Raw genomic sequence first — 24,426 nt, 5'->3', positions numbered from 1 at the left:
GCCGCCGTAAAACGGCGTCATCCGGGCGCCCAGGTCAACAGGCATGGCCAGGGGAGTTAGCCGCTAAAGACGTTCCCCGCGCCCGGGGCGTTTTTCAGCACCCATACGCGGCCGTAATGGTTATACCAGCCGGCACGGTGGCCTGCGTCAGGCCCAATGCCCTGATAAATGTCGAAATGCTGGCCTTTGATGGCCCCGCCGACGTCGAGAGCGACCATCAGGCGCAGTTCGTACTGGCCGTTAAACTTGCCGTTATTATCCAGCAGAGGCACCTCGGCCAGCAAGGTAGTTCCCGGCGGAATAATCGACCGGTCGGAAGCCACCGAAGCGCGGCCGATCAGCGGCACGGCGCTGGCGCCTTTCACCGGCGCGAAGGACTGTGGTTTAAAGAACACAAACGACGGGTTCTGCTCCAGCAGCTCGCGCACTTCCGCTTCGCTGTGCTTTTCACCCCACTCGCGGATCGCCTGCATCGACATATCTTCTTTCTTGACTTCCCCACGGTCGATCAGCACTTTGCCGATACTCCGGTAGGACCAGCCGTTTTTCCCGGCATAGCTAAAGAAGTTGAGCGGCGAACCATCGCCAAAATCGATATAGCCGCTGCCCTGCACGTCCATGATGAAGTTATCCATCAGCGAATTGCTGTACGCCAGCACATAGTTGTCGCTCAGCGCGCCGGCATAAATGCTGGCGCGGGACGGCAGCTTGCCGCGTTTCGGCGGCATACGGTAAATGGGGTACTGGAATTCACCCTGACGGGTGTGGCGCGCCTGCACGACCGGCGTGTAGTAGCCGGTAAACTGGACGTTGCCATAGTTGTCGGTGCCCTGCATCTGCCAGGCGTCAATGCCGAACTGGCGCAGCGTACGCGTGTCACCGCCCGCGCGCAGCCACTCCTGCAGCGCATTATAGACGTTGCTCTGGCTATTATAGAGGCGCGGCGAGGCGTTACGAATTTGATTAACCTGTTCGGAGAAGTCGCCGGCGTTGATCGGCGCTCCGACGGCATCCGGCTGGTTTACCAGTGAAAACGGCTGGGTGAACTTGCCATCGCTATATTGCTGACCGCGGTCGGTCGGTTTTGAGGAACAGGCGGCGAGCATAGCCAGCATTGCCCCCGTCGCTACATATTTTGCCCAACGTCCTTTCATGGTGTCTCATCTTTTGCTGCGAAGCCTTAGTGCGTGTTGAAGATAACAAAGCGCCGGGGCTATTGAAATGCGCGATCTCATCGATGGCACAGATTTGTGTAAAAAAAGACCACAACATGGCGTTTTATAAGCCAATTCTTACAAAAATGTCGATTTGGTCGAAAAAAGGTTGCAACATCTCGCTAGCGGAGTATAGTGCGCTTCCACGGACGCGGGGTGGAGCAGCCTGGTAGCTCGTCGGGCTCATAACCCGAAGGTCGTCGGTTCAAATCCGGCCCCCGCAACCAATCAAATTTGACAAAGTGAAGCAGTACGGTGACGCGGGGTGGAGCAGCCTGGTAGCTCGTCGGGCTCATAACCCGAAGGTCGTCGGTTCAAATCCGGCCCCCGCAACCAACATTATAAACACCCTCAAGGGTGTTTTTTTGTTTCTGCCGCCGGCAAAACCTCTGCCGAAAACGGGAACGGCTATTGCCGCCCCCTCACCGGTTTACCCCTTCGGTAACACAATATTGCTTGCCGACAGCATGCCCATGCGATGGTACATCGCACAGGCCGCCTCGACGATCGGCATCGCCAGCGCCGCGCCGCTGCCTTCTCCCAGACGCATACCCATATTGAGATACGGTTCGAGTCCCAGGTGCGCCAGCGCGATACGCGCCCCCTTCTCCGCCGAATAGTGGGACGGGATCAGATACGGTTTCACCTCCGGCGCTATCTGACACGCCGCCAGCGCTGCCGCGTAGGAGAGAAAGCCATCCAGCACCACCGGCAGCCCGCAGGCCGCCGCCCCCAGCATCACCCCCGCCATTCCCAGCAGATCGAAACCACCGACTTTGCTCAGCACGTCGAGACCATCATTCGGGTCGGGCTGATTGACGGCGATAGCCCGCCGCACCACCTCCACCTTGTTGCCAACCTTCGCCAACGGCAGATTGGCGCCAATCCCGACCACCTCCTGCGCATCGCTGCCGGTCAGAACACTGACGATCGCCGCCGCCGGCGTGGTATTGGCCATCCCCAACTCGCCGACGCCAAACAGAGTAACGCCCTCCTGGGCCAGCGCGCGGGTGTAGCGCATCACCTCCAGCAGCAATTCCTGCCCCTGCTCGCGGCTCATGGCCGGGCCGCGGGCAATATTGCCGCAGCCCCGCGCCACCCGCATATTCACCACGCCGGGGAGCGGTTCGCTATCGATACCGACATCAATCACATGCACTTTCGCCCCGGCCTGGGCGGCGAGCACGCAGACGCCGGTGGTGCCGCGGGTCATATTCGCCGCCTGGATGGCGGTGACTGCCTTCGGCGAAATCGCCACCCCTTCGTCCCACACCCCATGATCGGCGCACATCACCAGCAGGGCCTTTTTCGCCACCTGCGGCTGGCCGCCCAGGCCGGGCATTCCCGCCAGCTGCACCGCCAGCGCCTCCAGACGCCCGAGGCTGCCGGGGGGCTTGAGTAAGCCGTCGATGTGTTGCTGTGCCCGCGCCATGGCGTCGGCGTCCGGCGCGGGGATCGCCCGCAGAACCGTGTTTAAATTTTCCATACAGAATCCCTGCCAGGGCTGGCCCGGTCAGCCAGCGATTGAGTTATTTGATTTTGACGCCGATGCCGGAGACCACCAGCCAGACCGCATCCGCCGCGGCCGCCAGGCGCTGATTGACCCGCCCGGCAATATCGCGAAAATGCCGCGCCAGGCGATTCTCCGGCACAATGCCCATCCCCACCTCGTTGGTCACCAGCACGACGTGCGCCGGGCAGCGCTGACAGGCGGCAATCAGCACGCCAATTTCGTCATCAATAGCCCGCTCCATGGCGGCGTAATCCCAGCCATCGGGGTCGCTGTCGCCGCCGAGCGCGAACAGCAGGTTGGTGACCATGGTGGTGATGCATTCCAGCAAAATCGCCTCCTCTGGGGCGATATCCGGGGTGATCAGTTCATCAAGCTGCTGCCAGCGCTCGGCGGTGCGCCAGTGGGCGGGCCTGCCGTCGCGATGATGCTGGATCCTTGCGGCCATCTCGTCGTCAAAGATTTGCGAGGTGGCGATATATAAAACCTGCGGCGCATCGGCAATCAGCGCCTCGGCATGGCGGCTTTTGCCGCTGCGCGCGCCGCCGGTAACCAGAGTCAGCATAGGGGCTCCTGATGTTGGCGCATGATGGCGTAAATTTTATCGATGGCGATATGTTCGCGCATGGCGTCCGCCAGCCGATCAAACTGCCGGGTTTTATAGCGGGCATATTCCAGCGCGCTATCCAGAGGCGCCAGCCCTTTGCGCTGACGCAGGCCGTTGAGCAGCGCCCGGGTAAAGGCATCGCTGTCGAACAGGCCATGGAGATAGGTGCCGAATGCCAGGCCGTCGTCGCTTATCGCCCCGTCCTCTACTGACTGCCCCGCTTTATGCAGTTGCAGCAGCGGCGGGCAGCCTGCCTCGCGGCGCGTCTCGCCCATATGAATTTCGTAGCCACTGACGCGCAGACCCGCCGCGTCGGCTAACCAATCCGGGAGCGCAGACCCCAGGGTCGCCTGTACCTGGGTGGTGGTTTTGTGCTGGGCGAAGTGGGTCACGGTCTTCAGCACCCCCAGTCCGGGCTGGGTGCCAAGGCCAGACTCCACCTCATCGATAATGGTTTCGCCCAGCATCTGATAGCCGCCGCAGATCCCCAGCAGCGGCACCTTGCGCTGCCGGGCCTGCTCTACCGCATGCGCCATGCCGCTCTCGCGCAGCCAGCACAGATCGCCGAGGGTATTTTTACTGCCCGGGAGAATGACCAGGTCGGCGTCGGCCAGCGCCTGCGGATCGCGGACATAGCGCACCCGGACGTCAGGCTGCGCCGCCAGGGCGTTAAAGTCGGTAAAATTGGCGATATGTGGCAGGTGAACCACGGCGATGTCGATGTCGCGCCGGTCGGTGCGATGGTATTTCCCGGCCTGCAGCGCGACGCCGTCCTCATCCTCCAGATCCACATCAAGCCACGGCATAACGCCCAGCACCGGCACCCCGGTCAACGCCTCAATTTGCTCGATCCCCGAACGCAGGAGCGCCACATCGCCGCGGAATTTATTGATGATCACTCCTTTGACCCGCGCCCGCTCCTCGGGCTGGAGCAGCGCCAGCGTGCCGTAAATCGCGGCAAACACCCCGCCGCGGTCGATATCGGCCACCAGGATCACCGGACATTGCGCCATCTCGGCCATGCCCATATTGACGATATCGCGGTCGCGCAGGTTAATCTCCGCCGGACTGCCGGCGCCTTCCAGCACCAGCGCCTCATACTCCCCGGCCAGGCTCTGGTAGACCGCGAGGATCTGCTCGCGCAGGCGCGGCTTGTACTGGTGATAGCTCACCGCGTCCATGCTGGTCGCCACCTGCCCCATCAGCACCACCTGCGCCTGACGGTCGCTGGTGGGCTTGAGCAAAATCGGGTTCATGCGGACATCCGGCGCGATCCCTGCCGCTTCGGCCTGGAAAATCTGCGCCCGGCCCATCTCTTTGCCATCCGGCGTAATGCCGGAGTTCAGCGCCATATTCTGGGATTTAAACGGCGCGGTGCGCAGCCCATCCTGATGAAAAATGCGGCACAGTCCCGCCACCAGCACGCTTTTCCCGACATCGGAAGCCGTGCCCTGTAACATCACTGCCAGCGTCATGACGCCTCCTTTATCGCGCCTATCGCGTTGTTGTGCATCCGCTGAAAAAACTCCGCTTCGGTTTTACACAGCGGCAACCCCAGTTCGCTATGAAGTTTCACCAGCCACGGCTGCGTCAATCCCGCCTGGGCCATGATCGCCGCGCAGGCAAATACCTCGCCAGGATCCCCCTCGGCCAGCACTTCGCCGTGACGCAGAACGTAAACGGCGTCGCTCACCTCATAGATCAGATCGATATCGTGACTGGAGATCACCACGCGTCGCCCCTGCCCGACAATGCGCTGGATGATGGCGATCATCTGCGCCCGCCCCCGGGGATCGAGGCCCGCGGTGGGCTCGTCAAGCAGCAGGTAACGCGCCTGCAGCACCAGCGCCCCGGCGATCGCCACCCGTTTTTTCTGCCCATGGCTGAGGCACTGGATCGGCTGCTGGCGAAACCCCTGGGCATCGACGAGGGTCAACGCTTCATCCACCCGGCGGGCGATCTCCTCTTCCGCCACCCCGAGGTTACGCAGACTAAAAGCGATATCGCTGTCGATATCGGTATAGAAAATTTGCTGGTCCGGATCCTGAAACACCGTCGCCACCTGCTGGCGCAACGCCAGCAGGCTGCGCTTGCTGTAATTCAGCGCCTCTCCCTGCCACAGCACCGCCCCCTGCTGCGGGCGCAGCAGGCCGCTCAGGTTCATAAACAGCGTCGACTTTCCGCAGCCGTTGGCCCCCACCAGGCCGGTCACCGCGTGGCGGGAAAAATCCAGCGTCAGCCCTTTGAGTACCGGCTCATCCTGATAGCGAAACCAGAGATCGGTTGTGGCAAGCATACTTATCCTTAGAGGTGAAAATCACCCTGGTACAATTTGATATCCAGCGCCGTGCTCATCTGCTGATAGCGCAGGAGGACGCGGGTGAACAGCAGTCCCACCAGCATCGCCAGCGAGCGATAGCCCTGCGGCACGCTACCATAGCCAAAACGCAAAGTTTGCGCGCGGTGAATCGCCATCGCCTCGTCTAACAGAATAAAAATGAAGCGCCAGGTCAGCAGGATCTGCTCCGTCAACAGTCGCGGTACGCGACCGCGTTTGAGTAAGATAATCAGCTGCGGGAAAGGCAGATTAAGCACCAGCCAGAGCGTGGCCGCCATCGCCGCCAGGCTGCGCCAGAAGGTCTCCCCGGCCACGGCCAGCCCCTGGGCGGAAATCCCTATCGAGAAAGCGCCCAGCCGAAAGCTCGCTAACAGCATCTGCGGGTCGCGGCTGATGCTGAACAGAATGGTCAGCACGCCGACCAGCAAAAAGCCAAAGGGCAGCGCCATCCACCGGCACCAGCGCCAGAATGAGACCCGCAGCAGCCAGCAGGTCAGCGCGGCGGTCAGCGCCAGCGTCAGCGCCTGGCCCCACGCCGGCAGCGTAAAGGCCAGCACCATCAGCAGCAGCCAGAGCAGAAACTTCCGCTCTGGCGCCACGTGCAACCAGCGGCTCTGGTAGCTGAGTCGGTCAAACCCGGTCATCACGGCGCTGTCTGCCCCTCGCATACCCGAGAATGTAAAAAATCACCGCCGCGCCCAGCGAGCCCTGCAGGGTAAACAGCAGACTCTCAATTTCACCACTCGCCGGTTCGTACAGCGGCTGGAACCAGGGTTGATAATCTGGCGCCACCACCTGGATCTGGCTCTCCGCTTCACCGTCCGAGCCGCCAAACTCACCGCCGTGGTTAATAAAAAATGGCAGGATCATCAGGGCAACTACCATCGCTAACAGGATCAGCGTCTTTTTCATATTAATGTCCCTCCGCGGCGATCAGTCGCCGTTTGGTCAGTTGATCGTAGATCATCACGGTGAGCAATCCTTCCGCGATGGCGATCGGGATCTGCGTCAGGCAGAAGATCCCCATAAACTTGACGATCGATCCACCTGCCCCGGTGGCCGGATCGGGAAAAGCCACGCCGAGCTGGACGGAGGTGACAAAGTAGGTCATCAGATCCGCCAGCATCGCGCAGAGAAAGACCCCGACATCGCGACGGATCCCCGCCCGGCAGGCCAGCTTCCACACCAGATAGCCGACCATCGGGCCGATCACCGCCATCGACATCCCGTTGGCGCCAAGGGTGGTCAGGCCGCCATGCGCCAGCAGCAGCGCCTGGAACAGCAGAACGATCGCCCCCAGCACCGCCACCACGCCAGGCCCGAAGAGGATCACCGCCAGACCAACGCCGGTCGGGTGCGAGCAACTGCCGGTCACCGACGGGATCTTCAGCGCCGAAAGAACAAAAATAAACGCCCCGCAGAGGGCCAGCAGCACCTTCTGATTGCTCTCCTCCTGGACGATACGCCGCAGGCGCACCAGGCCGTACCACAGGCAGGGTAAAAACAGCAGCCACCACGCCAGCGCCCACATCGGCGGCAAAAAGCCCTCCATGATATGCATGGCGAACGCCTCCTGCGGGACGATGATCAGCAGAACAGCCGCCGCCAGCCCCCCGTACGAAAGCTGCTTCAGCGATTTCACCTGATTCATTGTGCGTCCTCCCACTGTTTGTTAACCAGGATGGTCGAGAAATAGGGCAGCGGCTGGTCATCGCTGACCTCACGCAGACGGCGCCAGCACTGTTCGCCCGGCAGGGTGGCCTCTGACATCATCAGCGCCGCATCCAGCAGCCCCGCCTGCGCCAGCAGCGCCTTAATGCGGGCGAAGCGGCCGTAGACTTTCATCAGCACCAGACTGTCATGCTGGCGCAGCGCCGCGGCAATGTCCGCTTCCGGCGCGGTACAGGAGATCACCGCCAGCGACTGCTGCTCCATAGCCAGCGGGGTTTTCGCCCGCGCGGCAATGGCGGCGAAGGAGGTAACGCCAGGGACAATCTCCAGCCAGTCCGGGCAGCCAATCCGCTGCAGCAGAAAGACCCAGGTGCTGAACAACATGGCGTCGCCGAGGGTGATAAACCCGACCTGCCTGCCCGCCGCCACCTCCTGGGTCAGTGCCGCGGCGACGTCATTCCACACCGCCTCTTTTTCCGCGCTGTCGGCGCTCATTGGAAAATGGCAGCAGCGGACCTCCGTGTGTGCGCCAAGGTACTCGCGCACGATGGAGAGGGCCAGGCTGTCGCCGCCTTTGCGGCCGGCTGGCGCATACAGCACATCCAGCTGGCCGAGGATCCGCGCCGCACGCACGGTGATCAGATCGGCCGCCCCCGGCCCGGTGCTCAGGGCGTATAGTTTGCCGCTCATGCTGCTTTCTCCATTGCGTCGTTCAGCGCCTGCTGCAGATGGGCAACAAACATCGCCCGCACCGCCGGATTCTCCCCTAACCCGTTCAGCCACGGCGTGGCGGGGATGCCGGCGGCATTGAAGCGGGTTTTCCACGAATCGTCTTCGTCGGAGGCCATATCATTAATGGCATGATCGCCGGCCACCAGCATCAGGGGCATCAGATGCACGCCGGTCACGCCCTGGCGGGAGAGTTCGTTAATGACGATGTCCACTTCGGGATAGCTTTCCACCGCCCCGACCCGCGCCGGAAAACCCTGCACCGCCATCATATGATCCAGACAAGCGTAGGCCGCGAAAGCGTGGTGGCTGGCGCCGTGCCCCATAAACACCACTCGCTCCGTCGCCGCCAGCGGCGGCATCTGCTGGCGCAGGGCCTGCATCAGCTGAACATAATCGCTATGCCCACTCAGCAGCGGCACGCCCAGCGTCAGACGCTGAAAGTGCGGGCGCAGGCTCTGCACTTCGCGAACGATCTTCTCGTACTCGTCGCCGTTGATAATGTGCAGGGACTGGATCGCCACATCCTGATACCCCTGCTCAGCCAGCTTTTGCAGGGCCTGCAGCGGGGTATCGATATGGATACCGTCGCGCTGCCGCAGTTTGCGAATAATCATCCCCGAGGTGAAGGCGCGGAACAGCGTGCGATCCGGACAGCTGGCGGCCAGATCGCGCTCGCAGGCGGTAATGTTCTTCTCGCGGGTGTCGTGATAGCTGGTGCCGAAGCTCACCACCAGAAGTGCTTTTTTCATATCCTGTTCCTCAAGTCGCCGACAGCCAGCGCGTCAGCCGCGTAGCGAAATCGGCCTGGCTTTCCAGTAATTCATCGCCCTTCACCAGCGGCGCCGGGCGGGTAATGACGATGCAGGGGATCCCCGCATCAAGACAGGGTTGTACTTTTTCCTGATAGCCCCCTTCCGCGCCCGAGGCTTTCGTGACCACAACATCAGCCCGGCACTGGCGATAAAAGGCGGCGTTAAATTCGGCGCTGAACGGCCCGCAGAGGGCAAAGATTTCCCCGACGCCAAACCCCAGATCGCTACAGTGCTGAACCACCTCCGGCACCGGCAGCACCCGGGCGAGCAGCGTTTTCTCCGCCAGTCCCGCCCGCCAGGCCGCCAGATCTTTGCTGCCGGTGGTCAGCAGGATCCGCTCCCCGAGGCGACGGGCCAGCGCGCAGGCCTCGTTCAGATCGCCGACCACGTGAAGTAGCGGATGGCGCAGATCGCTCAGCTGCTCCGGCCTTTGATAGCGGCTGAGCAGGACCCCGACGCTGGCGCAGGCGCGCACAATATTCTGGCTGACCACCTCGGCGTAGGGGTGAGAGGCATCGATCACCCAGCGGGTGCGCTGCGCCCTCAGCCACTCAGCCATCTGCTGCCACTCCATGCGCCCGCAGCGTATCCGCCCGCGGATATCGCCGGCCAGCCGCTCGCCGGTGGGGGTCGCCACCGACAGGGTGTAGCGCACGCCAGCGGCGTCCAGCTGCTGGCAGATCGCCCGCGCATCGCTGGTGCCCCCGATAACCAGCACGTCGCCGTGGTTCACAGCGCGTAGCCTCGCGGGGTGATCATCAGACCGTTGTCGATGTAAGTCGCTTTGTTGCCGACGATGACCAGACTGGTCATATCCACCGGGGCAAAATCCATCTCTCCGAGGGTGGTCAGCCATTTCTCCTGCTTTTTGCGCCCGGCGGATTTGACTACGCCGACCGGCGTGTCCGGGCTTTTGCTGGCCGCCAGCAGCGCAAAGGCGCGCGCCAGATGCCCTTCGCGGCCGCGGCTGCGGGGGTTGTAAAAACAGATAACGAAGTCTGCTTCCCCTGCGGCGACAATGCGTTTTTCAATCACCGGCCACGGCGTCAGCAGATCGCTGAGGCTGATATGGCAGAAATCATGCATCAGCGGCGCGCCGAGCAGCGAGGCGGCGGCGATACTGGCCGTCATCCCTGGGATCAGACGGACCTCAATGTCCAGCTGCTGCTTATTGACCAGCTCCAGCACCAGCCCCGCCATGCCATAGATGCCGGCGTCGCCGCTGCTGATAAGCGCAACGTTGTGCCCGGCCTGCGCCAGCTCGATGGCCGCCTGGCAGCGTTCAATCTCTTTGCACATGCCGGTTTTGATCACCTGCTTGTCGCCGGTAAAGGCTTTTACCAGGTGGGTGTAAGTCTTGTAGCCCACCACAATCTCTGCCGCCTGCAGGGCCTCCACGGCTTCCATGGTCATCATCGCCTGCGAGCCAGGGCCAATTCCGATTACGCTTAACATCAGTGTGTTACTCCCAAAGTAATGGTCACGCCCTGCTCGCGCAGGGTTTCGCCGGACAGGTTTCCCTGACTCAGCAGCCAGGCCACCGGGCCGGAGACGCTGCCGACGCCGACCGTCTCCCGGACAAAAGACGAGGCCGGAAAGCGGTGCTCGTGCTCGCGCAGCGCCTCGGCGCTGAAGGTTTCGAACGGCACCCGGCAGCGGTGAGCCAACTGGCGCAACCCCGGCTCGTTTGCCTTCAGGCTCACGCTGCCAATCGCTTTCAGCGCCAGCGGGTCAAGACGCTGAGCGGCAAGCTGGCGATCCAGCAGCGTACAGAGCAAGGAACAGGGGGTGTCGCGCCGACAGCCGATCCCCGCCACCACCCGCTGGGGCACCAGCTTCCAGTGAGGTACCGGCAGCGGCGGCAGCGACCGGCGCAGGGTGACGCAGATCAGCGCGTCGAGCGCCGGCAAGCGCGCCAGGTCGCTTACCGGGATAAAGCCGCGTTGGTCGCACCGGCTTAGCGCCTCGGTGAATTCGCCGTCGCACCACAGCCCCACCCGCTTGCCGCTCACCAGCATCTGATTGACGGTTTTCACCGCCGCGCGAAAATCGGTCATCCGGGCGTTCAGCTGGAAGGCCAGCGTGTCGAGGGCGGCCAGCTCGTTAACGTCAGTCGCTGTGGTGATCACCGGATCAGCATCAAGCATCCCGGCCAGATAGCGGGTCAGCGCATTCGCCCCCCCGGCATGGCCGGAGAGCAGGCTGATGACGTGCCGGGCGCGCTCATCAATCACCACCACCGCCGGGTCGCTGAACTTGTCATTCACCAGCGGGGCCAGCACCCGCACGGCAATCCCGGTGGCGCCGATAAAAATCAACGCCGAGAAGCTGCTGAATGCCTCGCGGGCTGCGCTGGCAAAGCCGCCATTGAAGGGGATAAACCCCTCTTCCTGCAGCGCTTCGCTGGTGTAGCAGGTGAGCGGCAGCATGGCCGCCAGCCGTTTTGCCAACCGCACGCCGCCGGGCGTCAGGCAAAACAGGGCAATGGATTCAGGCTTTACGGTATTCATGGCTAAAATCCGCTGCGTACAGTTTTGAGTAGTGATACTCATCGCCGAGGAAGGGGCCGACCAGGATCAGCGCCGTTTTGCGGATCCCGGCGTCGCGTACTTTGTCGCCGATGTCCGCGAGGGTACCGCGGACGGTCTGGCTTTCCGGCCAGGTGGCCTTGTAAATCACCGCGACCGGGGTGGTCGCGGGGTAGCCGCCCTCCACCAGCCGCTCCGCCACCCGGTGAATACGTTGCACCGACAGGTAAATCGCCATCGAGGTTTGATGGCTGGCAAAGGCCTCCAGCTGTTCGCGCGCGGGAACCGGCGTGCGCCCTTCCAGACGGGTAATAATCAGACTCTGCGAGACTTCGGGCACCGTATACTCCACCCCCAGCTCCGCCGCCGCGCCGAGGAAAGCGCTGACGCCCGGCACCACCTGCCAGCGGATCCCGCGGCGGGTCAACTCTTCGCCCTGCTCGCGCACCGAGCCATACAGCGAGACGTCGCCCGTCTGCAGACGCACCACCGTTTTTCCCGCCTTCACCCCCGCCTCCATCAGGTCGAGGATCTGCTCCAGATGCAGCGCGGCGCTGTCGTGGCACTCCGCCTGTGGCGGACAGTAGGCCAGCAGCTCGGTGTTGATCAGCGACCCGGCGTAGATCACCACCTGCGCCTGCTGCAGCAGACGGTAGCCTTTGAGAGTAATCAGTTCACGATCGCCCGGACCGGCGCCGACGAACCACACGCAATGGGGATCAAAAGTCTCAGCCATGGTTTTCTTCCTTCTGACAGGCGATGACAAAAACGGGATTATGGGGTTTGAAATAGTGGCCGCTGCCCAGGGTAGCCAGGGTGGAGACCGCCAGCTGCTGGCAGTCCACCTCGTGGATGCCGCACTGCTGCAGGTGCCCCAGGGCGCTATGAAGGTTTTCCTGCAAAATAAAAGTCATCACCAGCCGGCCGCCGGGATGCAGCTGCGCCAGCGACCAGTCGATCAGCGCCGTCAGGTGGCCGCCGCTGCCCCCCATAAAGATCGCGTCGGCTTTGTCGGCGACCGCCAGCGGCGCAACGCCCGCCACGATAGCGATGTTGTCGCAGCCAAAGCGCTGCCGGTTCTCCGCCAGCAGGCGCAGCGCGTCGGCCTGACGCTCAATCGCCGTCACCCGCAGCGCCGGGTTCTGCAGGGCGGCCTCAATGCTGACGCTGCCGGTGCCCGCGCCGATATCAATCAGGTGGCGCGCCCGGTGCAGCTCCAGCTTCGCCAGCGCCAGCGCGCGCACGGCCTCTTTGGTCATCGGCACCTGGGCGCCGCGCAAAAACAGCTCATCTTTCATCGAGGATCACCACCGCATTCATCTCATATTCGTCCTCCACGGCGCTGACCGGCAGCCAGTGGATCCGCTCGTTTTCCATCGCCAGATTTTCGCCGATCACCATCCAGCGGTGGCCTTTGCCGCGGGCCGTCAGTTGGGCGGCAATCTCCCGCGGCCCGCAGCGGCCGTCGGTCACCATGGCGACTTTCCGGTGGGCGGCCAGCGCATCGACGCTCAACTCCCGGCCATGGCTGCTGGTCAGCCACATGTCGTTCATGTCGATGCCCGCCCGGGCGCAGAGGTACTGCACCGCGCTGATGCCAGGGATCACCTGCACCCGTTCCCGGCCAAAATGGGCAATCAGCCGGGTGCCAATGCCATAGAACAGCGGATCGCCGGAGGCCAGCACCACGACGCGGCGCCCGGCGCGGGCCTCGATCCACGCCAGCAGCGCCGGAATATCAGCCCCCAGCGCAAAGCGCTCGCCGGCGAAGGCGGGAAACTGCCGGAGGTGGCGGCTGCCGCCCACCAGCGCCTCGGCGGCGGCGATTGCCTCGCGCGCGGCCGGGGCCAGCCACTGCAGCCCCGCCGGGCCCATTCCCACGACCGTCAACATGTCAGCTCCCGGGCAATCGCCGCCAGCGGACGGCTGCTGCCCAGCACCTGGTTATCAAAAGAAAACAGAACCGCGTCGCAGGTGGGCGGGTGCTGAGTGAAGCGCAGCATCTCAAGAACGCGCTGGCAGATACGCTCAGCCAGATGGTTATAGAGGCGCTGGTATCCCCAGGCGTCGATATGCTCCATTGCCGCTTCGGTGGTGTCGCACTCGCTGACCAGCGTCAGCAGCGGCAACGGCGCGCCAAGCAGCGCCAGATGGGCGACGAGGGTTTCCATCCGCGCATCGGCGATATGGCTGTGGGTATGAAAGATCCCGGCGGCGATTTTGATCAGTTTGCCGGGGTGGCCGATGAGCACAATCTGGCGGAAACCGAGCCGGACCGCCTCTTCAATCATGTAGCCGACGAAGTTGCTCATGGTGACCACCACCTGCGGGTCGATGCCCATCTGCTCGCGGACAAAGCGCTCGCCGTGGTTGCCCGGCACCAGCACCACGCGCTCCAGCCCGGCGGCGCGTTTTATCTCCAGCTCGAGGGAGAGCGAGCGCTTCCAGCTCTCTTCCGACATCGGGGTAACGATCCCCGTGGTGCCGATAATCGAGATGCCGCCGAGGATCCCCAGCCGGGCGTTATAGGTTTTTTGCGCGCGAAGCGCGCCTTCCGGGGCAAAAATCTCCACCTGCGCGCCGCGGGTAGGACCTATCGCTTCGCGCACGGCGGTCTCGATGGTGTGCCGCGGAGTGCGGTTTATCGCCGGGCTGCCTGTCGGCAGGCCGATCCCTTTGCGGGTCACCGTGCCGATACCCTCCCCGCCCTGCAGGCTAATCTCTCCGCTGTCATTGAGGGTGACCCGGGCAAAAATCAGCATGCCGTGGGTGGCGTCGACATCATCGCCGCCGTCTTTACGGATCGCGGCGACCGCCTGCTGCCCTTCGACGTGCGGGGACTCAACGTTCAGGCACAGGGTGACGCCGGAGGGGGTGACGATCGAGACCTGATGAATCAGATGCTGGCGCATCACCATCAGCGCCGCCACTTTTGCCGCCGCTGTGGCGCAGGAGCCGGTGGTGTAGCCCTTGCGCAGCGCTTTGCCGTGATGCCACACCGGGGCGTCAAAGGTCTGATCGCTCATTGCGCCTCCCGCAGGTGGTAAAGCAGAGCGTTCACAATCGCTGCCGCCACGTTGCTTCCCCCTTTGCGGCCGAGCGCGGCGATGGCCGGCAGGCCGCTCTCGCTGAGCGCCGCTTTCGACTCCGCGGCGCCGACGAACCCGACCGGCACCCCCACCACGCCGCCGATGGCGGTCTCGCGATGTTCCAGCAGGCGAAACAGCGCGGTTGGCGCATTGCCGAAGACGAACACTTTCTCCCCGGGCTCCTGCACCGCAATATCCACCGCCGCCATCGAGCGGGTCATCCCCCGGCTTTGCGCCTCGCGCACCACCCGCGGGTCGCTGATATAGCAGCGGCATTCGCCGCCAAAGCGGGCCAGCAGGGTTTTGTTGATCCCGGACAGCGCCATGGTGGTATCGGTATACAGCGTGCAGGGCCGGCTCAAGGCCTCACTCAGCGCGATCAGGGCATCCGGAGAAAACCACAGAATATCCAGCCAGTCGAAGTCAGCGGTGGTGTGGATAACCCGCTTGATAATCGCCTCGTGCAGCGGGCTGGCGAAACGGTAGTCCGGTCGCGTTTCAGCGATGATATCGCTGATGATGTCGAAGCTTTTCGCCTCGATCGCCTGCGGTTGTTGGATGTACTGCATCAGGTTCTCCTCAGGCCGCGCCGACCAGCCAGTAGCGCACGCCGATAAATAGCGCCAGCGCCAGGCTTGACGCCACCCACATTAATCGAATGGTTCGGGAAATATCGTCCACCGCGATGTCGCGGACGGCGTCGCCTATCCAGGGCTTTTCAACGCGCTGGCCGAAGTAATCGTTCGGGCCGCCAAGGCGGACCCCCAGCGCGCCGGCGACGGTCGCTTCCGGCCAGGCGCAGTTAGGACTGCTGTGCTGATAACGATCGCGCCAGCCCGTACGCAGCGCCCGGGCGCCATCTTCCCGGCATAGCACTGCGGCAAGGCTGAGCAGCAGCCAGCTCAGCCGGGCGGGAAGGAAGTTGGCCACATCATCAAGACGGGCGCTGACCATGCCGATCGCCCGGTATTTTTCGTGTTTATAGCCGACCATGGAATCGAGGGTGTTGACCGCTTTATAGGCCATGGCCAGCGGCGCGCCGCCCAGCAGCAGGAAAAAGAGCGGCGCGATAATGCCATCCACCGTGTTTTCCGCCACGGTCTCCACCACCGCACGGTTGATCTGCGCTGGCTGGAGCTGAGAGGTGTCGCGCCCGACAATCCAGGAGAGCTTATGCCGGCTTTCGGCGAGATCCCCGGCCTGCAGCGGCCGGGCCACCGCCATCGCCGACTGCGCCAGACAGCGCCCCGCCAGCGCGGTGAAGATCATCCACACTTCCACCAGCCATCCCAGCCAGGGGTGGATCTCACGCGCCAGCGCCAGTGCGCCCCAGGCCACGCCCCACGTCAGGCCGGTCACCACCAGCCACATCACCCCGCCGCCAATACGCAGCGCCCGGTCGCTATGGCAGACGCGCCGCACTACACGCTGGCTGACGGTGATCAGGCGACCTATCCAGCGCACCGGATGCGGCCAGTGCGGCGGATCGCCAATGAGCACATCAAGTATCCAGGCCACACACCAGGCGAGAAGAGTCATTGCGCCCTCCTTGCCGCTCGCAGCCAGTGGTTGAGCATGGTGGGGCGCTGGGCAAAGTGGACATGGAGATAGCTGGCAAAGGCGCTGCCAGACTGCCATCCTCCCGGCCACTGCTGGAGCGTCTTACCGTCTCGCTGTTTACGGCAGGCCAGTACGGCAGGGGTGGCGGGCGAAAAATCGGAGTAATGAAATTCATGGCCGCGCAGCCACTCGCCAGGAGCGGCCAGCAGCGTCTGCTGCTGCGCCTGCGCTTCGCAGTAGCCGAACCGGGTCAGACGCGTCCCCATTCGGCTGTGTCCAGGAATAATATCCGCCATGGCGTAGCGCTCGCCGCCGGTGACTTCCAGGGTCGTGCCCAGATACATCAGGCCGCCGCACTCGGCGTAGATCGCCACCCCGCGCCGGTGCGCCGCGCGAAGCTGCGCCAGCATCTCATGGTTGGCGGACAGCCCGGCCGCATGCAGCTCCGGGTAGCCGCCGCCGAGCCAGATCATCTGGCAGGCCGGCAGCTGGCGATCGCGCAGCGGGCTAAAGCGCACCATCTTCACGCCGCAGCGCGCCAGCAGCGCCAGGTTATCGGGGTAATAAAAATTGAAGGCCTCATCGTCGGCGAGGGCCAGCGTCAGTCCTTCGCCGGCGTCGGCGGCAAGCTGTTCCCCCCACTCGCCGGCCGGCATGGCGGCCAGTTCGCTGAGGGCCAGTAGCCGGTCTATGTCGAGGGTGCGCCCCAGCAGGCTGGCAAAATCCCGCCATGCCTGCTGATTGACCACCGACTCGCGGGCGGTCACCAGCCCCAGATGCCGTTCGGGCAGCGCCACGCCTTCCACGCGCGGCACATAGCCGAGCACTGGCACCTGACAGTAGCGCTCAATGGCGCTTTTCAGCAGCTGGAAGTGCGCGTCGCTGTTAACCCGATTGACGATAACGCCAGCGATGTTGAGGGCCGGATCAAAGTGTTGAAAGCCCATCACCGTGGCGGCGACGGAAGTCGACACCGCTTTGCCATCCACCAGCAAAATCACCGGGCAGCCAAGCTGTTTGGCCATGGCCGCGCTGCTGCAGTAGTTGGGGTCGATGCCGTAGCCGTCATACAGGCCCATCACCCCTTCGATAACCGCGATGTCGGCCTGCTGCAGTTGTTCGGCAAACAGCGCGTTGAGTATCGGGGCGGGAAGCATAAAGCTGTCGAGATTGCGGGAGGCGATGCCGCTGATGGCGGTGTGCCAGGCGGTGTCCAGGTAGTCTGGCCCCACTTTACACGGTTGCACCCGCAAACCGCGCTGTTGGAGCAAGCTGAGCAGGCCAAGCGTAACGGTGGTTTTGCCACAACCGCTGCCGGTACCCGCAAGAATAAACGCACGCCTGGTTGCCATACCCTGTCCTGTTCAGGTGGTCGGGGTATAGCTGCGCGCATGCCTGGTCCTGCGACCACGCACCGCTAAGCCACCCACTTCCCACCGAAGTTGTTGGTCAGTTACCGGCAGGCAGGTCTTCTGGCTTAGCCTCGTTCTCGCCCGCCCTTCCCAATCTTACGATCAGTGGTTTTTGCGGGGTCGTCAGCATCACAGCAGCGGGGGCTGCGGGGGATTTACACCCCCTTCCCTGACACCAAACTGGTGTCGAACCTGTCGGTTGTATTCGCCGATGCGCCATGCATCCGCGGTTAATGTTTCACGCTTACTTTTACCGCCTCATCGCCTGCAAAATGACGTCCGCGAGGTGAAGCGGTGTTGTGATATTCATCAGTCTCGTATTAACGGACACTCTATCCCATCACAAAAATAAAAACTGGTGTAGTTTATCCCTCGAATATCACTATTTTGTTGCGCTATGACAATTTATTGCTCTACTGTCGTTTTTTTCATTTTATAATGATGAAGATACTCCGGGATATCAAAAATCGGCAATAGCAAAATATTGTCATTTAAAAAGACTCAGTTTGTGATCCGGCATTAATTTGCTGACGAAATGCCTGCGGCGTTACCTGATAGGTCTGGCGAAACACTTTGCAAAAATAGCTGGTTTGCGAAAAACCTAAATTCCGCGCGATGCTGGCAATGCTCCAGTCGCTGTGGCATAGCAGCTCTTTTGCGCTCGCCATCCGCTGCTGATTGACCCAGGCGTTAAAGCCGATCCCCTGATACTTTTTAAACAGTTTGCTGAAGTAGTACGGGCTGAGATAGACGTGCGCCGCCACGTCCTCCAGACGCAGCTCATCGGAGAGATGCGCGTCGATATAGCGCAGCGCCTTCTTCATTTTGCCATCGTGCGGCGAGGCCGCCCGGCAGGCCTGCGCCGGGTCGTTCTGCGGCGGGTTATCTTTGATAACCACAAAGTTGAGCTGTTTTTTCAGGCAATTCTCGACGATCAGCTTCAGCAGATCCGCCGAAGCGATAACCCGCGAATAGTCCATCTCAGGCACATCGCGAAACGCCTGGACCAGCGCCGGATCGTCCTGCCAGCGGTCATCCACGTTCAGAATATCAACCAGTTCAATATCATTGCTCAGACGCACCTGGCCGCACAGCACGAAGCCAACGAGGTGGCCGGCGATCACCAGCGGGATGGAAAAATCAGTTAACCCCGCGTGACAGCGGTAGATACACAGCTGGTCATTTTTCGAGGCTTCCAGCCCGCCGCAGCGGTCGCTCATGCGACAGCGTCCGCTGTGCTCCGGGTGCTGACGCATGAGTTGGCAAAACGGCGTGAAATTAAACAGTTCAGAAATCTCATCACCGTGAATATTGACGACCACAACCGCCAGACTGGTGGCTTGCGCAAAATCCTGTGCGATTTTATTGATGAGTTCTGAGTTCAGGGTACTCGCAGAAATCATGATAAAACCCCTCAGTTAATTTTTTGTTATAAATAAAACATATTATTCATATTTCCCTTTTTTAGCATCAGATCCCGTCGACGATAAAAAAGTGCATTGACAATAACAAAAGTCTCCCACCCCGGGGAGACTTTTTGAGCGGTTCGTGATATCGGTTCATGAAATAGTTTTGCTATTTCAGTAATACATTTTTCACTGGATGCTAACGCGTATTTTTCTCCTCAACGCAGGTATGACAGGGAAGATTATTAGCGATGAGAAAACGATAAATTGCGGCGCCGAGGCAGGCGCCCAGCAATGGCGCGATGATGGGCACGATAAAATAGGGAATATCCCTTCCGCCAGTCATCGCGATGTCGCCCCACCCGGCGAGCCAGGCAAATAGTTTCGGGCCAAAATCGCGCGCCGGGTTCATCGCAAAACCGGTAAGCGGCCCGGTCGAGGCGCCGATCACCGCTACCAGAATGCCAATCAACAGCGGCGCCAGCGGGCCCTTGGGTACGCCATTGCCATCATCGGTGAGCGCCATGATCATCCCCATCAACATCGAGGTGATCACCACCTCCACCAGCGCCGCATGCCAGATGCTGAGCTCAGGCGCCGGGTAGGTACTGAAGATACTGGCCAGCTGCAGGCTTTCCAGGCTGCCACGCACCATATGATGTACCGTTTCAAATTGCGTAAACAGGGTGCTGTAAAGTATCCAGGCCAACACGGCGCCGCCAAACGCGCCGGCGACCTGGGCCACGATATAGGGCAACACTTTTCTGCCCGGGAAGCAGGCAAACAGCCACAGGGCGACGGTGACGGCGGGGTTCAGATGCCCCCCCGAAATGCCGGCCGTCAGGTACACCGCCAGAGAAATACCCAGTCCCCAGATAATACAGATCTCCCACAGCCCCAGGCTGGCGCCAGCCAGCTTCAGAGCACTCAGGCAGCAGATACCAAAAAACAGAAATAGCCCGGTGCCTAAAAACTCGGCGATACATTGCGCACGTAAAGAACCATTCATTGTGACACCTCTTGACGTAGTTCGTGTCCAGGCCAGCCAACCATCCGCTGGCTCGTTGGGTACGGCGAGGCCCACTATAGAAACCGGCGGCAGCAAAGTGTTGGCATCCTGCGGAAAACGGGCGGCGTAAAGTCGCTGAAGAAGAGCAATTTATTGCTATTTGCTCGCGAATCCATGCAGCAATGGCGGGCGTTCAGGGGATATTTTTATTTCCAACTCAATAATAAAAAATTGCAAAAGCGCAGTGCTTATTTTCCAACAAATATCACACCACGCAAAATATCGCATAGCAAAAACAATTTAAAAAATCACGCCAAAAAATGTAAATACGGAACAGCATCCGCAAGATAATCACATTAATAAGTAAAATAAAAACCAATAAAAACAACAATATAAAATAAATCATGACTATTTATTATTATATAAAAACCACTATTTTTTCGTTCTACACCATCAACTCAGCCATTCTTTTTCGCCGCCCCGCCATATAGTTCCCTCACTGGAACATACCCTGCGAGGTCTTTATGCAACAAGAAGCATTAGGAATGGTAGAAACCAAAGGCTTAACCGCAGCCATAGAGGCCGCTGACGCAATGGTTAAGTCGGCCAATGTTTTATTAGTTGGCTATGAAAGGATCGGTTCAGGCCTGGTGACCGTCATCGTGCGTGGCGACGTGGGAGCCGTAAAAGCCGCCACCGACGCCGGTGCCGCCGCAGCCCGCCACGTGGGCGAGGTGAAAGCCGTACACGTCATTCCCCGCCCCCATACCGATGTTGAAAAAATCTTACCGAAGGGGAATAGCCAATGAGCAGCAATGAGCTGGTTGAACAGATCATGGCGCAAGTCATAGCCCGTGTGGCGACGCCAGAGCAGCAGGCGCTTCCCGATACCCCCCATCCCACAGGAGAGACGGCTATGGCAGAGAAAAGCTGCAGCTTAACGGAATTTGTCGGGACCGCCATTGGCGACACCCTCGGGCTGGTCATCGCCAACGTGGATGCCGCATTGCTGGAAGCCATGAAGCTTGAAAAACGCTATCGCTCTATCGGCATCCTCGGTGCGCGCACCGGCGCCGGGCCGCACATTATGGCCGCCGATGAAGCGGTCAAAGCCACCAACACCGAAGTGGTCAGCATTGAGCTTCCTCGCGACACCAAAGGCGGCGCAGGCCATGGCTCACTGATTGTGCTGGGCGGGAACGATGTTTCCGACGTCAAACGCGGGATTGAGGTCGCGCTGAAAGAGCTGGACCGTACTTTCGGCGATGTCTACGGCAACGAGGCGGGTCATATCGAGCTGCAGTATACCGCGCGCGCCAGCTATGCCCTGGAAAAAGCCTTCGGCGCTCCGCTCGGCCGCGCCTGCGGCATTATCGTCGGCGCGCCGGCGTCCGTTGGTGTGCTGATGGCCGATACCGCGCTGAAATCAGCCAACGTCGACGTGGTGGCTTACAGCTCACCGGCCCACGGCACCAGCTTCAGCAACGAAGCTATCCTGGTGATTTCCGGCGACTCTGGCGCGGTGCGCCAGGCGGTGATCTCCGCCCGGGAGATCGGCAAAACCGTACTGGGGACGCTGGGCGCCGAACCGAAAAACGATCGCCCCTCCTACATTTAATACCCGCGAGGCTGATTCATGAGATCGAAAAGATTTGAAGCACTGGCGAAACGCCCTGTGAATCAGGATGGTTTCGTTAAGGAGTGGATTGAAGAGGGCTTTATCGCGATGGAAAGCCCTAACGATCCCAAACCCTCTATCCGCATCGTCAACGGCGCGGTGACCGAACTCGACGGCAAACCGGTTGACCAGTTCGACCTGATTGACCACTTTATCGCGCGCTACGGTATTAATCTGGCACGTGCCGAAGAAGTGATGGCCATGGATTCGGTCAAGCTCGCCAATATGCTCTGCGACCCGAACGTTAAACGCAGCGACATCGTGCCGCTCACTACCGCGATGACCCCGGCGAAAATCGTCGAAGTGGTGTCGCATATGAACGTGGTCGAGATGATGATGGCGATGCAAAAAATGCGCGCCCGCCGCACGCCATCCCAGCAGGCGCATGTCACCAATATCAAAGATAACCCGGTACAGATTGCCGCCGACGCCGCTGAAGGCGCATGGCGCGGCTTTGACGAGCAGGAGACCACCGTCGCCGTGGCGCGCTACGCGCCGTTCAACGCCATCGCCCTGCTGGTCGGTTCACAGGTGGGCCGCCCCGGCGTCCTCACCCAGTGTTCCCTGGAAGAAGCCACCGAGCTGAAACTGGGCATGCTGGGCCATACCTGCTATGCCGAAACCATTTCGGTCTACGGTACGGAACCGGTGTTTACCGATGGCGATGACACCCCATGGTCGAAAGGCTTCCTCGCCTCCTCCTACGCCTCGCGCGGCCTGAAAATGCGCTTTACCTCCGGCTCCGGCTCTGAAGTGCAGATGGGTTATGCCGAAGGCAAATCGATGCTGTATCTCGAAGCGCGCTGCATCTACATCACCAAAGCCTCCGGGGTGCAAGGCCTGCAGAATGGCTCCGTCAGCTGTATCGGCGTGCCGTCCGCCGTACCGTCGGGTATCCGCGCCGTACTGGCGGAAAACCTGATTTGCTCAGCGCTGGATCTGGAGTGCGCCTCAAGTAACGATCAAACCTTTACCCACTCGGATATGCGGCGTACCGCGCGCCTGCTGATGCAGTTCCTGCCAGGCACCGACTTTATCTCCTCCGGTTACTCGGCGGTGCCGAACTACGACAACATGTTCGCCGGTTCCAACGAAGATGCCGAAGACTTCGACGACTACAACGTGATCCAGCGCGATCTGAAGGTCGATGGCGGCCTGCGGCCGGTGCGTGAAGAGGACGTGATCGCCATTCGTAATAAAGCCGCCCGCGCGCTGCAAGCGGTATTTGCCGGCATGGGTTTGCCGCCAATTACGGATGAAGAGGTGGAGGCCGCCACTTACGCCCACGGTTCAAAAGATATGCCTGAGCGCAACATCGTTGAGGACATCAAGTTTGCCCAGGAGATCATCAACAAGAACCGCAACGGCCTGGAGGTGGTGAAAGCCCTGGCGAAAGGCGGCTTCCCCGATGTCGCCCAGGACATGCTCAATATTCAGAAAGCCAAGCTCACCGGCGACTACCTGCACACCTCCGCCATCATCGTCGGCGAAGGCCAGGTGCTCTCGGCCGTGAATGACGTGAACGATTATGCCGGTCCGGCAACAGGCTACCGCCTGCAAGGCGAGCGCTGGGAAGAGATTAAAAATATCCCGGGCGCGCTCGATCCCAATGAACTTGGCTAAGGGGTGAAAAATGGAAATTAACGAAACGCTGCTGCGCCAGATTATCGAAGAGGTGCTGGTGGAGATGAAATCAGGCGCAGATAAGCCGGTCTCCTTTAGCGCGCCTGCCGCTTCTGTCGCGTCGGCCGCTGTTGCGCCTGTGTCCAGCGACAGCTTCCTGACGGAAATCGGCGAAGCCACACCCGGTACACAGCAGGATGAAGTCATCATTGCCGTCGGGCCCGCCTTTGGCCTGGCGCAAACCGCCAATATCGTCGGCATTCCGCATAAAAATATCCTGCGCGAAGTGATCGCCGGCATTGAGGAAGAAGGCATCAAAGCCCGGGTGATCCGCTGCTTTAAATCTTCTGACGTCGCCTTCGTGGCGGTGGAAGGCAACCGCCTGAGCGGCTCCGGCATCTCGATCGGTATTCAGTCGAAAGGCACCACCGTCATCCACCAGCGGGGCCTGCCGCCGCTTTCCAATCTGGAACTCTTCCCGCAGGCGCCGCTGCTGACCCTGGAAACCTACCGCCAGATTGGCAAAAACGCCGCGCGCTACGCCAAACGCGAGTCGCCGCAGCCGGTGCCGACGCTCAACGATCAGATGGCTCGTCCCAAATACCAGGCGAAGTCGGCCATTTTGCACATTAAAGAGACCAAATACGTAGTGACCGGCAAAAACCCGCAGGAACTGCGCGTGGCGCTTTAACAAAGGATATCCCGATGAATACTGACGCAATTGAATCCATGGTACGCGACGTGCTGAGCCGGATGAACAGCCTACAGGACGGGGCAACGCCCGCGCCAGCCGCCCCGACAAACGACACCGCTCGCCAGCCTAAAGTCAGCGACTACCCGTTAGCCACCCGCCATCCGGAGTGGGTCAAAACCGCTACCAATAAAACGCTCGATGACCTGACGCTGGAGAACGTATTAAGCGATCGCGTTACGGCGCAGGACATGCGCATCACCCCGGAAACGCTGCGCATGCAGGCGGCGATCGCTCAGGATGCCGGACGCGATCGGCTGGCGATGAACTTTGAGCGGGCCGCCGAGCTCACCGCGGTTCCCGACGACCGGATCCTTGAGATCTACAACGCCCTGCGCCCATACCGTTCCACCCAGGCGGAGCTACTGGCGATCGCTGACGACCTGGAGCATCGCTACCAGGCCCGGCTCTGTGCCGCCTTTGTTCGGGAAGCGGCCGGGCTGTACGTCGAGCGTAAGAAACTGAAAGGCGACGATTAACAGGGGG

Annotated in this window: 27 protein-coding genes, 2 tRNA genes and 1 riboswitch; of the genes, 7 read left to right on the top strand and 22 right to left on the bottom strand. The window is 61.2% G+C overall.

The features are described 5' to 3' along the window. Nucleotides 1-56 precede the first annotated feature (56 nt). A complete protein-coding gene (gene mltA / locus CWM58_RS09045) occupies nt 57-1,154 on the bottom strand; it encodes a murein transglycosylase A (protein ID WP_071839043.1) in 1,098 nt (365 codons plus the stop codon). Between the two features lie 210 nt (nt 1,155-1,364). Here mltA and CWM58_RS09040 point away from each other — a divergent pair. Both CWM58_RS09040 and CWM58_RS09035 read left to right on the top strand, forming a co-directional pair. Then, a tRNA-Met gene (locus tag CWM58_RS09040) sits at nt 1,365-1,441 on the top strand. 32 nt (nt 1,442-1,473) lie between these two features. Continuing rightward, nucleotides 1,474-1,550, top strand: a tRNA-Met gene (locus CWM58_RS09035). Between the two features lie 94 nt (nt 1,551-1,644). On the opposite strand, the gene cobT is transcribed toward CWM58_RS09035, so the two are convergent. The 21 genes from cobT to pduF form a co-directional block, all read right to left on the bottom strand. Continuing rightward, nucleotides 1,645-2,700 (bottom strand): nicotinate-nucleotide--dimethylbenzimidazole phosphoribosyltransferase, encoded by a 1,056-nt coding sequence (cobT, locus tag CWM58_RS09030; protein ID WP_100680771.1) that lies wholly within the window; start codon nt 2,698-2,700, stop codon nt 1,645-1,647. Between the two features lie 43 nt (nt 2,701-2,743). Further along, nucleotides 2,744-3,289: a bifunctional adenosylcobinamide kinase/adenosylcobinamide-phosphate guanylyltransferase gene (cobU, locus tag CWM58_RS09025; RefSeq protein ID WP_004205511.1), complete on the bottom strand. Its 546-nt coding sequence runs from the start codon at nt 3,287-3,289 to the stop codon at nt 2,744-2,746. Beyond that, a complete protein-coding gene (locus CWM58_RS09020; RefSeq protein ID WP_100680770.1) occupies nt 3,283-4,806 on the bottom strand; it encodes a cobyric acid synthase in 1,524 nt (507 codons plus the stop codon). Before CWM58_RS09020 ends, cobU begins: the two co-directional genes overlap by 7 nt. Beyond that, a complete protein-coding gene (locus CWM58_RS09015) occupies nt 4,803-5,627 on the bottom strand; it encodes an energy-coupling factor ABC transporter ATP-binding protein (RefSeq protein WP_100680769.1) in 825 nt (274 codons plus the stop codon). Before CWM58_RS09015 ends, CWM58_RS09020 begins: the two co-directional genes overlap by 4 nt. An 8-nt stretch (nt 5,628-5,635) precedes the next feature. Further along, nucleotides 5,636-6,313, bottom strand: a complete 678-nt coding sequence (locus CWM58_RS09010) for an energy-coupling factor ABC transporter transmembrane protein (RefSeq protein ID WP_023323211.1) — start codon at nt 6,311-6,313, stop codon at nt 5,636-5,638. Further along, nucleotides 6,300-6,581, bottom strand: coding sequence for an energy-coupling factor ABC transporter substrate-binding protein (locus tag CWM58_RS09005; RefSeq protein WP_012967312.1), 282 nt, complete (start codon nt 6,579-6,581; stop codon nt 6,300-6,302). Before CWM58_RS09005 ends, CWM58_RS09010 begins: the two co-directional genes overlap by 14 nt. A gap of 1 nt (nt 6,582) precedes the next feature. Next, nucleotides 6,583-7,320, bottom strand: coding sequence for a cobalt ECF transporter S component CbiM (gene cbiM, locus CWM58_RS09000; RefSeq protein WP_061153455.1), 738 nt, complete (start codon nt 7,318-7,320; stop codon nt 6,583-6,585). Continuing rightward, on the bottom strand, nt 7,317-8,030 hold the full coding sequence (locus tag CWM58_RS08995) for a cobalt-factor II C(20)-methyltransferase (RefSeq protein WP_100680768.1): 714 nt from the start codon (nt 8,028-8,030) through the stop codon (nt 7,317-7,319). The genes cbiM and CWM58_RS08995 overlap by 4 nt, the downstream gene beginning before the upstream one ends. Continuing rightward, on the bottom strand, nt 8,027-8,821 hold the full coding sequence (cbiK, locus tag CWM58_RS08990) for a sirohydrochlorin cobaltochelatase (protein WP_100680767.1): 795 nt from the start codon (nt 8,819-8,821) through the stop codon (nt 8,027-8,029). Before cbiK ends, CWM58_RS08995 begins: the two co-directional genes overlap by 4 nt. 10 nt (nt 8,822-8,831) lie before the next feature. Further along, entirely contained in the window at nt 8,832-9,617 is a 786-nt protein-coding gene (locus CWM58_RS08985) for a cobalt-precorrin-6A reductase (protein WP_008806289.1), read from the bottom strand. After that, nucleotides 9,614-10,339 carry a precorrin-3B C(17)-methyltransferase gene (locus CWM58_RS08980; protein ID WP_025713317.1) on the bottom strand — a complete coding sequence of 242 codons (726 nt, stop codon included), beginning with the start codon at nt 10,337-10,339 and terminating at the stop codon, nt 9,614-9,616. The genes CWM58_RS08985 and CWM58_RS08980 overlap by 4 nt, the downstream gene beginning before the upstream one ends. Next, entirely contained in the window at nt 10,339-11,394 is a 1,056-nt protein-coding gene (gene cbiG / locus CWM58_RS08975; RefSeq protein ID WP_100680766.1) for a cobalt-precorrin 5A hydrolase, read from the bottom strand. Before cbiG ends, CWM58_RS08980 begins: the two co-directional genes overlap by 1 nt. Continuing rightward, nucleotides 11,375-12,148, bottom strand: coding sequence for a cobalt-precorrin-4 methyltransferase (locus tag CWM58_RS08970; RefSeq protein ID WP_004149602.1), 774 nt, complete (start codon nt 12,146-12,148; stop codon nt 11,375-11,377). The genes cbiG and CWM58_RS08970 overlap by 20 nt, the downstream gene beginning before the upstream one ends. Beyond that, the gene (locus tag CWM58_RS08965) at nt 12,141-12,710 is read right to left on the bottom strand and encodes a decarboxylating cobalt-precorrin-6B (C(15))-methyltransferase (RefSeq protein WP_016161750.1); all 570 of its coding nucleotides are present in this window, start codon (nt 12,708-12,710) and stop codon (nt 12,141-12,143) included. The genes CWM58_RS08970 and CWM58_RS08965 overlap by 8 nt, the downstream gene beginning before the upstream one ends. Then, the gene (locus CWM58_RS08960; protein WP_016161751.1) at nt 12,700-13,305 is read right to left on the bottom strand and encodes a cobalt-precorrin-7 (C(5))-methyltransferase; all 606 of its coding nucleotides are present in this window, start codon (nt 13,303-13,305) and stop codon (nt 12,700-12,702) included. Before CWM58_RS08960 ends, CWM58_RS08965 begins: the two co-directional genes overlap by 11 nt. After that, a complete protein-coding gene (cbiD, locus tag CWM58_RS08955) occupies nt 13,299-14,438 on the bottom strand; it encodes a cobalt-precorrin-5B (C(1))-methyltransferase CbiD (protein WP_100680765.1) in 1,140 nt (379 codons plus the stop codon). Before cbiD ends, CWM58_RS08960 begins: the two co-directional genes overlap by 7 nt. Then, nucleotides 14,435-15,070, bottom strand: coding sequence for a cobalt-precorrin-8 methylmutase (locus CWM58_RS08950; protein ID WP_061153447.1), 636 nt, complete (start codon nt 15,068-15,070; stop codon nt 14,435-14,437). The genes cbiD and CWM58_RS08950 overlap by 4 nt, the downstream gene beginning before the upstream one ends. A gap of 10 nt (nt 15,071-15,080) precedes the next feature. Then, entirely contained in the window at nt 15,081-16,040 is a 960-nt protein-coding gene (gene cbiB, locus CWM58_RS08945; protein ID WP_100680764.1) for an adenosylcobinamide-phosphate synthase CbiB, read from the bottom strand. Then, nucleotides 16,037-17,413 (bottom strand): cobyrinate a,c-diamide synthase, encoded by a 1,377-nt coding sequence (locus CWM58_RS08940; RefSeq protein ID WP_032755427.1) that lies wholly within the window; start codon nt 17,411-17,413, stop codon nt 16,037-16,039. Before CWM58_RS08940 ends, cbiB begins: the two co-directional genes overlap by 4 nt. A 92-nt stretch (nt 17,414-17,505) precedes the next feature. After that, a riboswitch (cobalamin riboswitch) is annotated at nt 17,506-17,684 on the bottom strand. Between the two features lie 280 nt (nt 17,685-17,964). Further along, nucleotides 17,965-18,876 carry a transcriptional regulator PocR gene (gene pocR / locus CWM58_RS08935; protein ID WP_012967304.1) on the bottom strand — a complete coding sequence of 304 codons (912 nt, stop codon included), beginning with the start codon at nt 18,874-18,876 and terminating at the stop codon, nt 17,965-17,967. Nucleotides 18,877-19,078: 202 nt separating this feature from the next. Further along, complete coding sequence (gene pduF, locus CWM58_RS08930) at nt 19,079-19,888, bottom strand: propanediol diffusion facilitator PduF (protein WP_012967303.1); 810 nt, start codon at nt 19,886-19,888, stop codon at nt 19,079-19,081. A 524-nt stretch (nt 19,889-20,412) separates the two neighbouring features. Here pduF and pduA point away from each other — a divergent pair. The 5 genes from pduA to pduE are packed head-to-tail and all read left to right on the top strand — an operon-like array spanning nt 20,413 to nt 24,419. Beyond that, the gene (gene pduA, locus CWM58_RS08925; protein WP_002915737.1) at nt 20,413-20,697 is read left to right on the top strand and encodes a propanediol utilization microcompartment protein PduA; all 285 of its coding nucleotides are present in this window, start codon (nt 20,413-20,415) and stop codon (nt 20,695-20,697) included. Continuing rightward, on the top strand, nt 20,694-21,506 hold the full coding sequence (gene pduB, locus CWM58_RS08920) for a propanediol utilization microcompartment protein PduB (protein ID WP_012540676.1): 813 nt from the start codon (nt 20,694-20,696) through the stop codon (nt 21,504-21,506). The genes pduA and pduB overlap by 4 nt, the downstream gene beginning before the upstream one ends. Before the next feature lie 18 nt (nt 21,507-21,524). Next, a complete protein-coding gene (gene pduC, locus CWM58_RS08915) occupies nt 21,525-23,189 on the top strand; it encodes a propanediol dehydratase large subunit PduC (RefSeq protein ID WP_100680763.1) in 1,665 nt (554 codons plus the stop codon). Nucleotides 23,190-23,199: 10 nt separating this feature from the next. Next, complete coding sequence (gene pduD / locus CWM58_RS08910) at nt 23,200-23,880, top strand: propanediol dehydratase medium subunit PduD (RefSeq protein ID WP_100680762.1); 681 nt, start codon at nt 23,200-23,202, stop codon at nt 23,878-23,880. Nucleotides 23,881-23,894: 14 nt separating this feature from the next. Continuing rightward, nucleotides 23,895-24,419 carry a propanediol dehydratase small subunit PduE gene (pduE, locus tag CWM58_RS08905; RefSeq protein ID WP_012540674.1) on the top strand — a complete coding sequence of 175 codons (525 nt, stop codon included), beginning with the start codon at nt 23,895-23,897 and terminating at the stop codon, nt 24,417-24,419. The last annotated feature ends 7 nt before the right edge of the window (nt 24,420-24,426 follow it).

Origin of the sequence: Klebsiella sp. H-Nf2 (assembly GCF_002806645.1) — a bacterium.
Lineage (GTDB): Bacteria > Pseudomonadota > Gammaproteobacteria > Enterobacterales > Enterobacteriaceae > Klebsiella > Klebsiella variicola.
The sequence above is the reverse complement of the archived record's forward strand: the minus strand, read 5'-3'. Positions and strand labels throughout refer to the sequence as shown.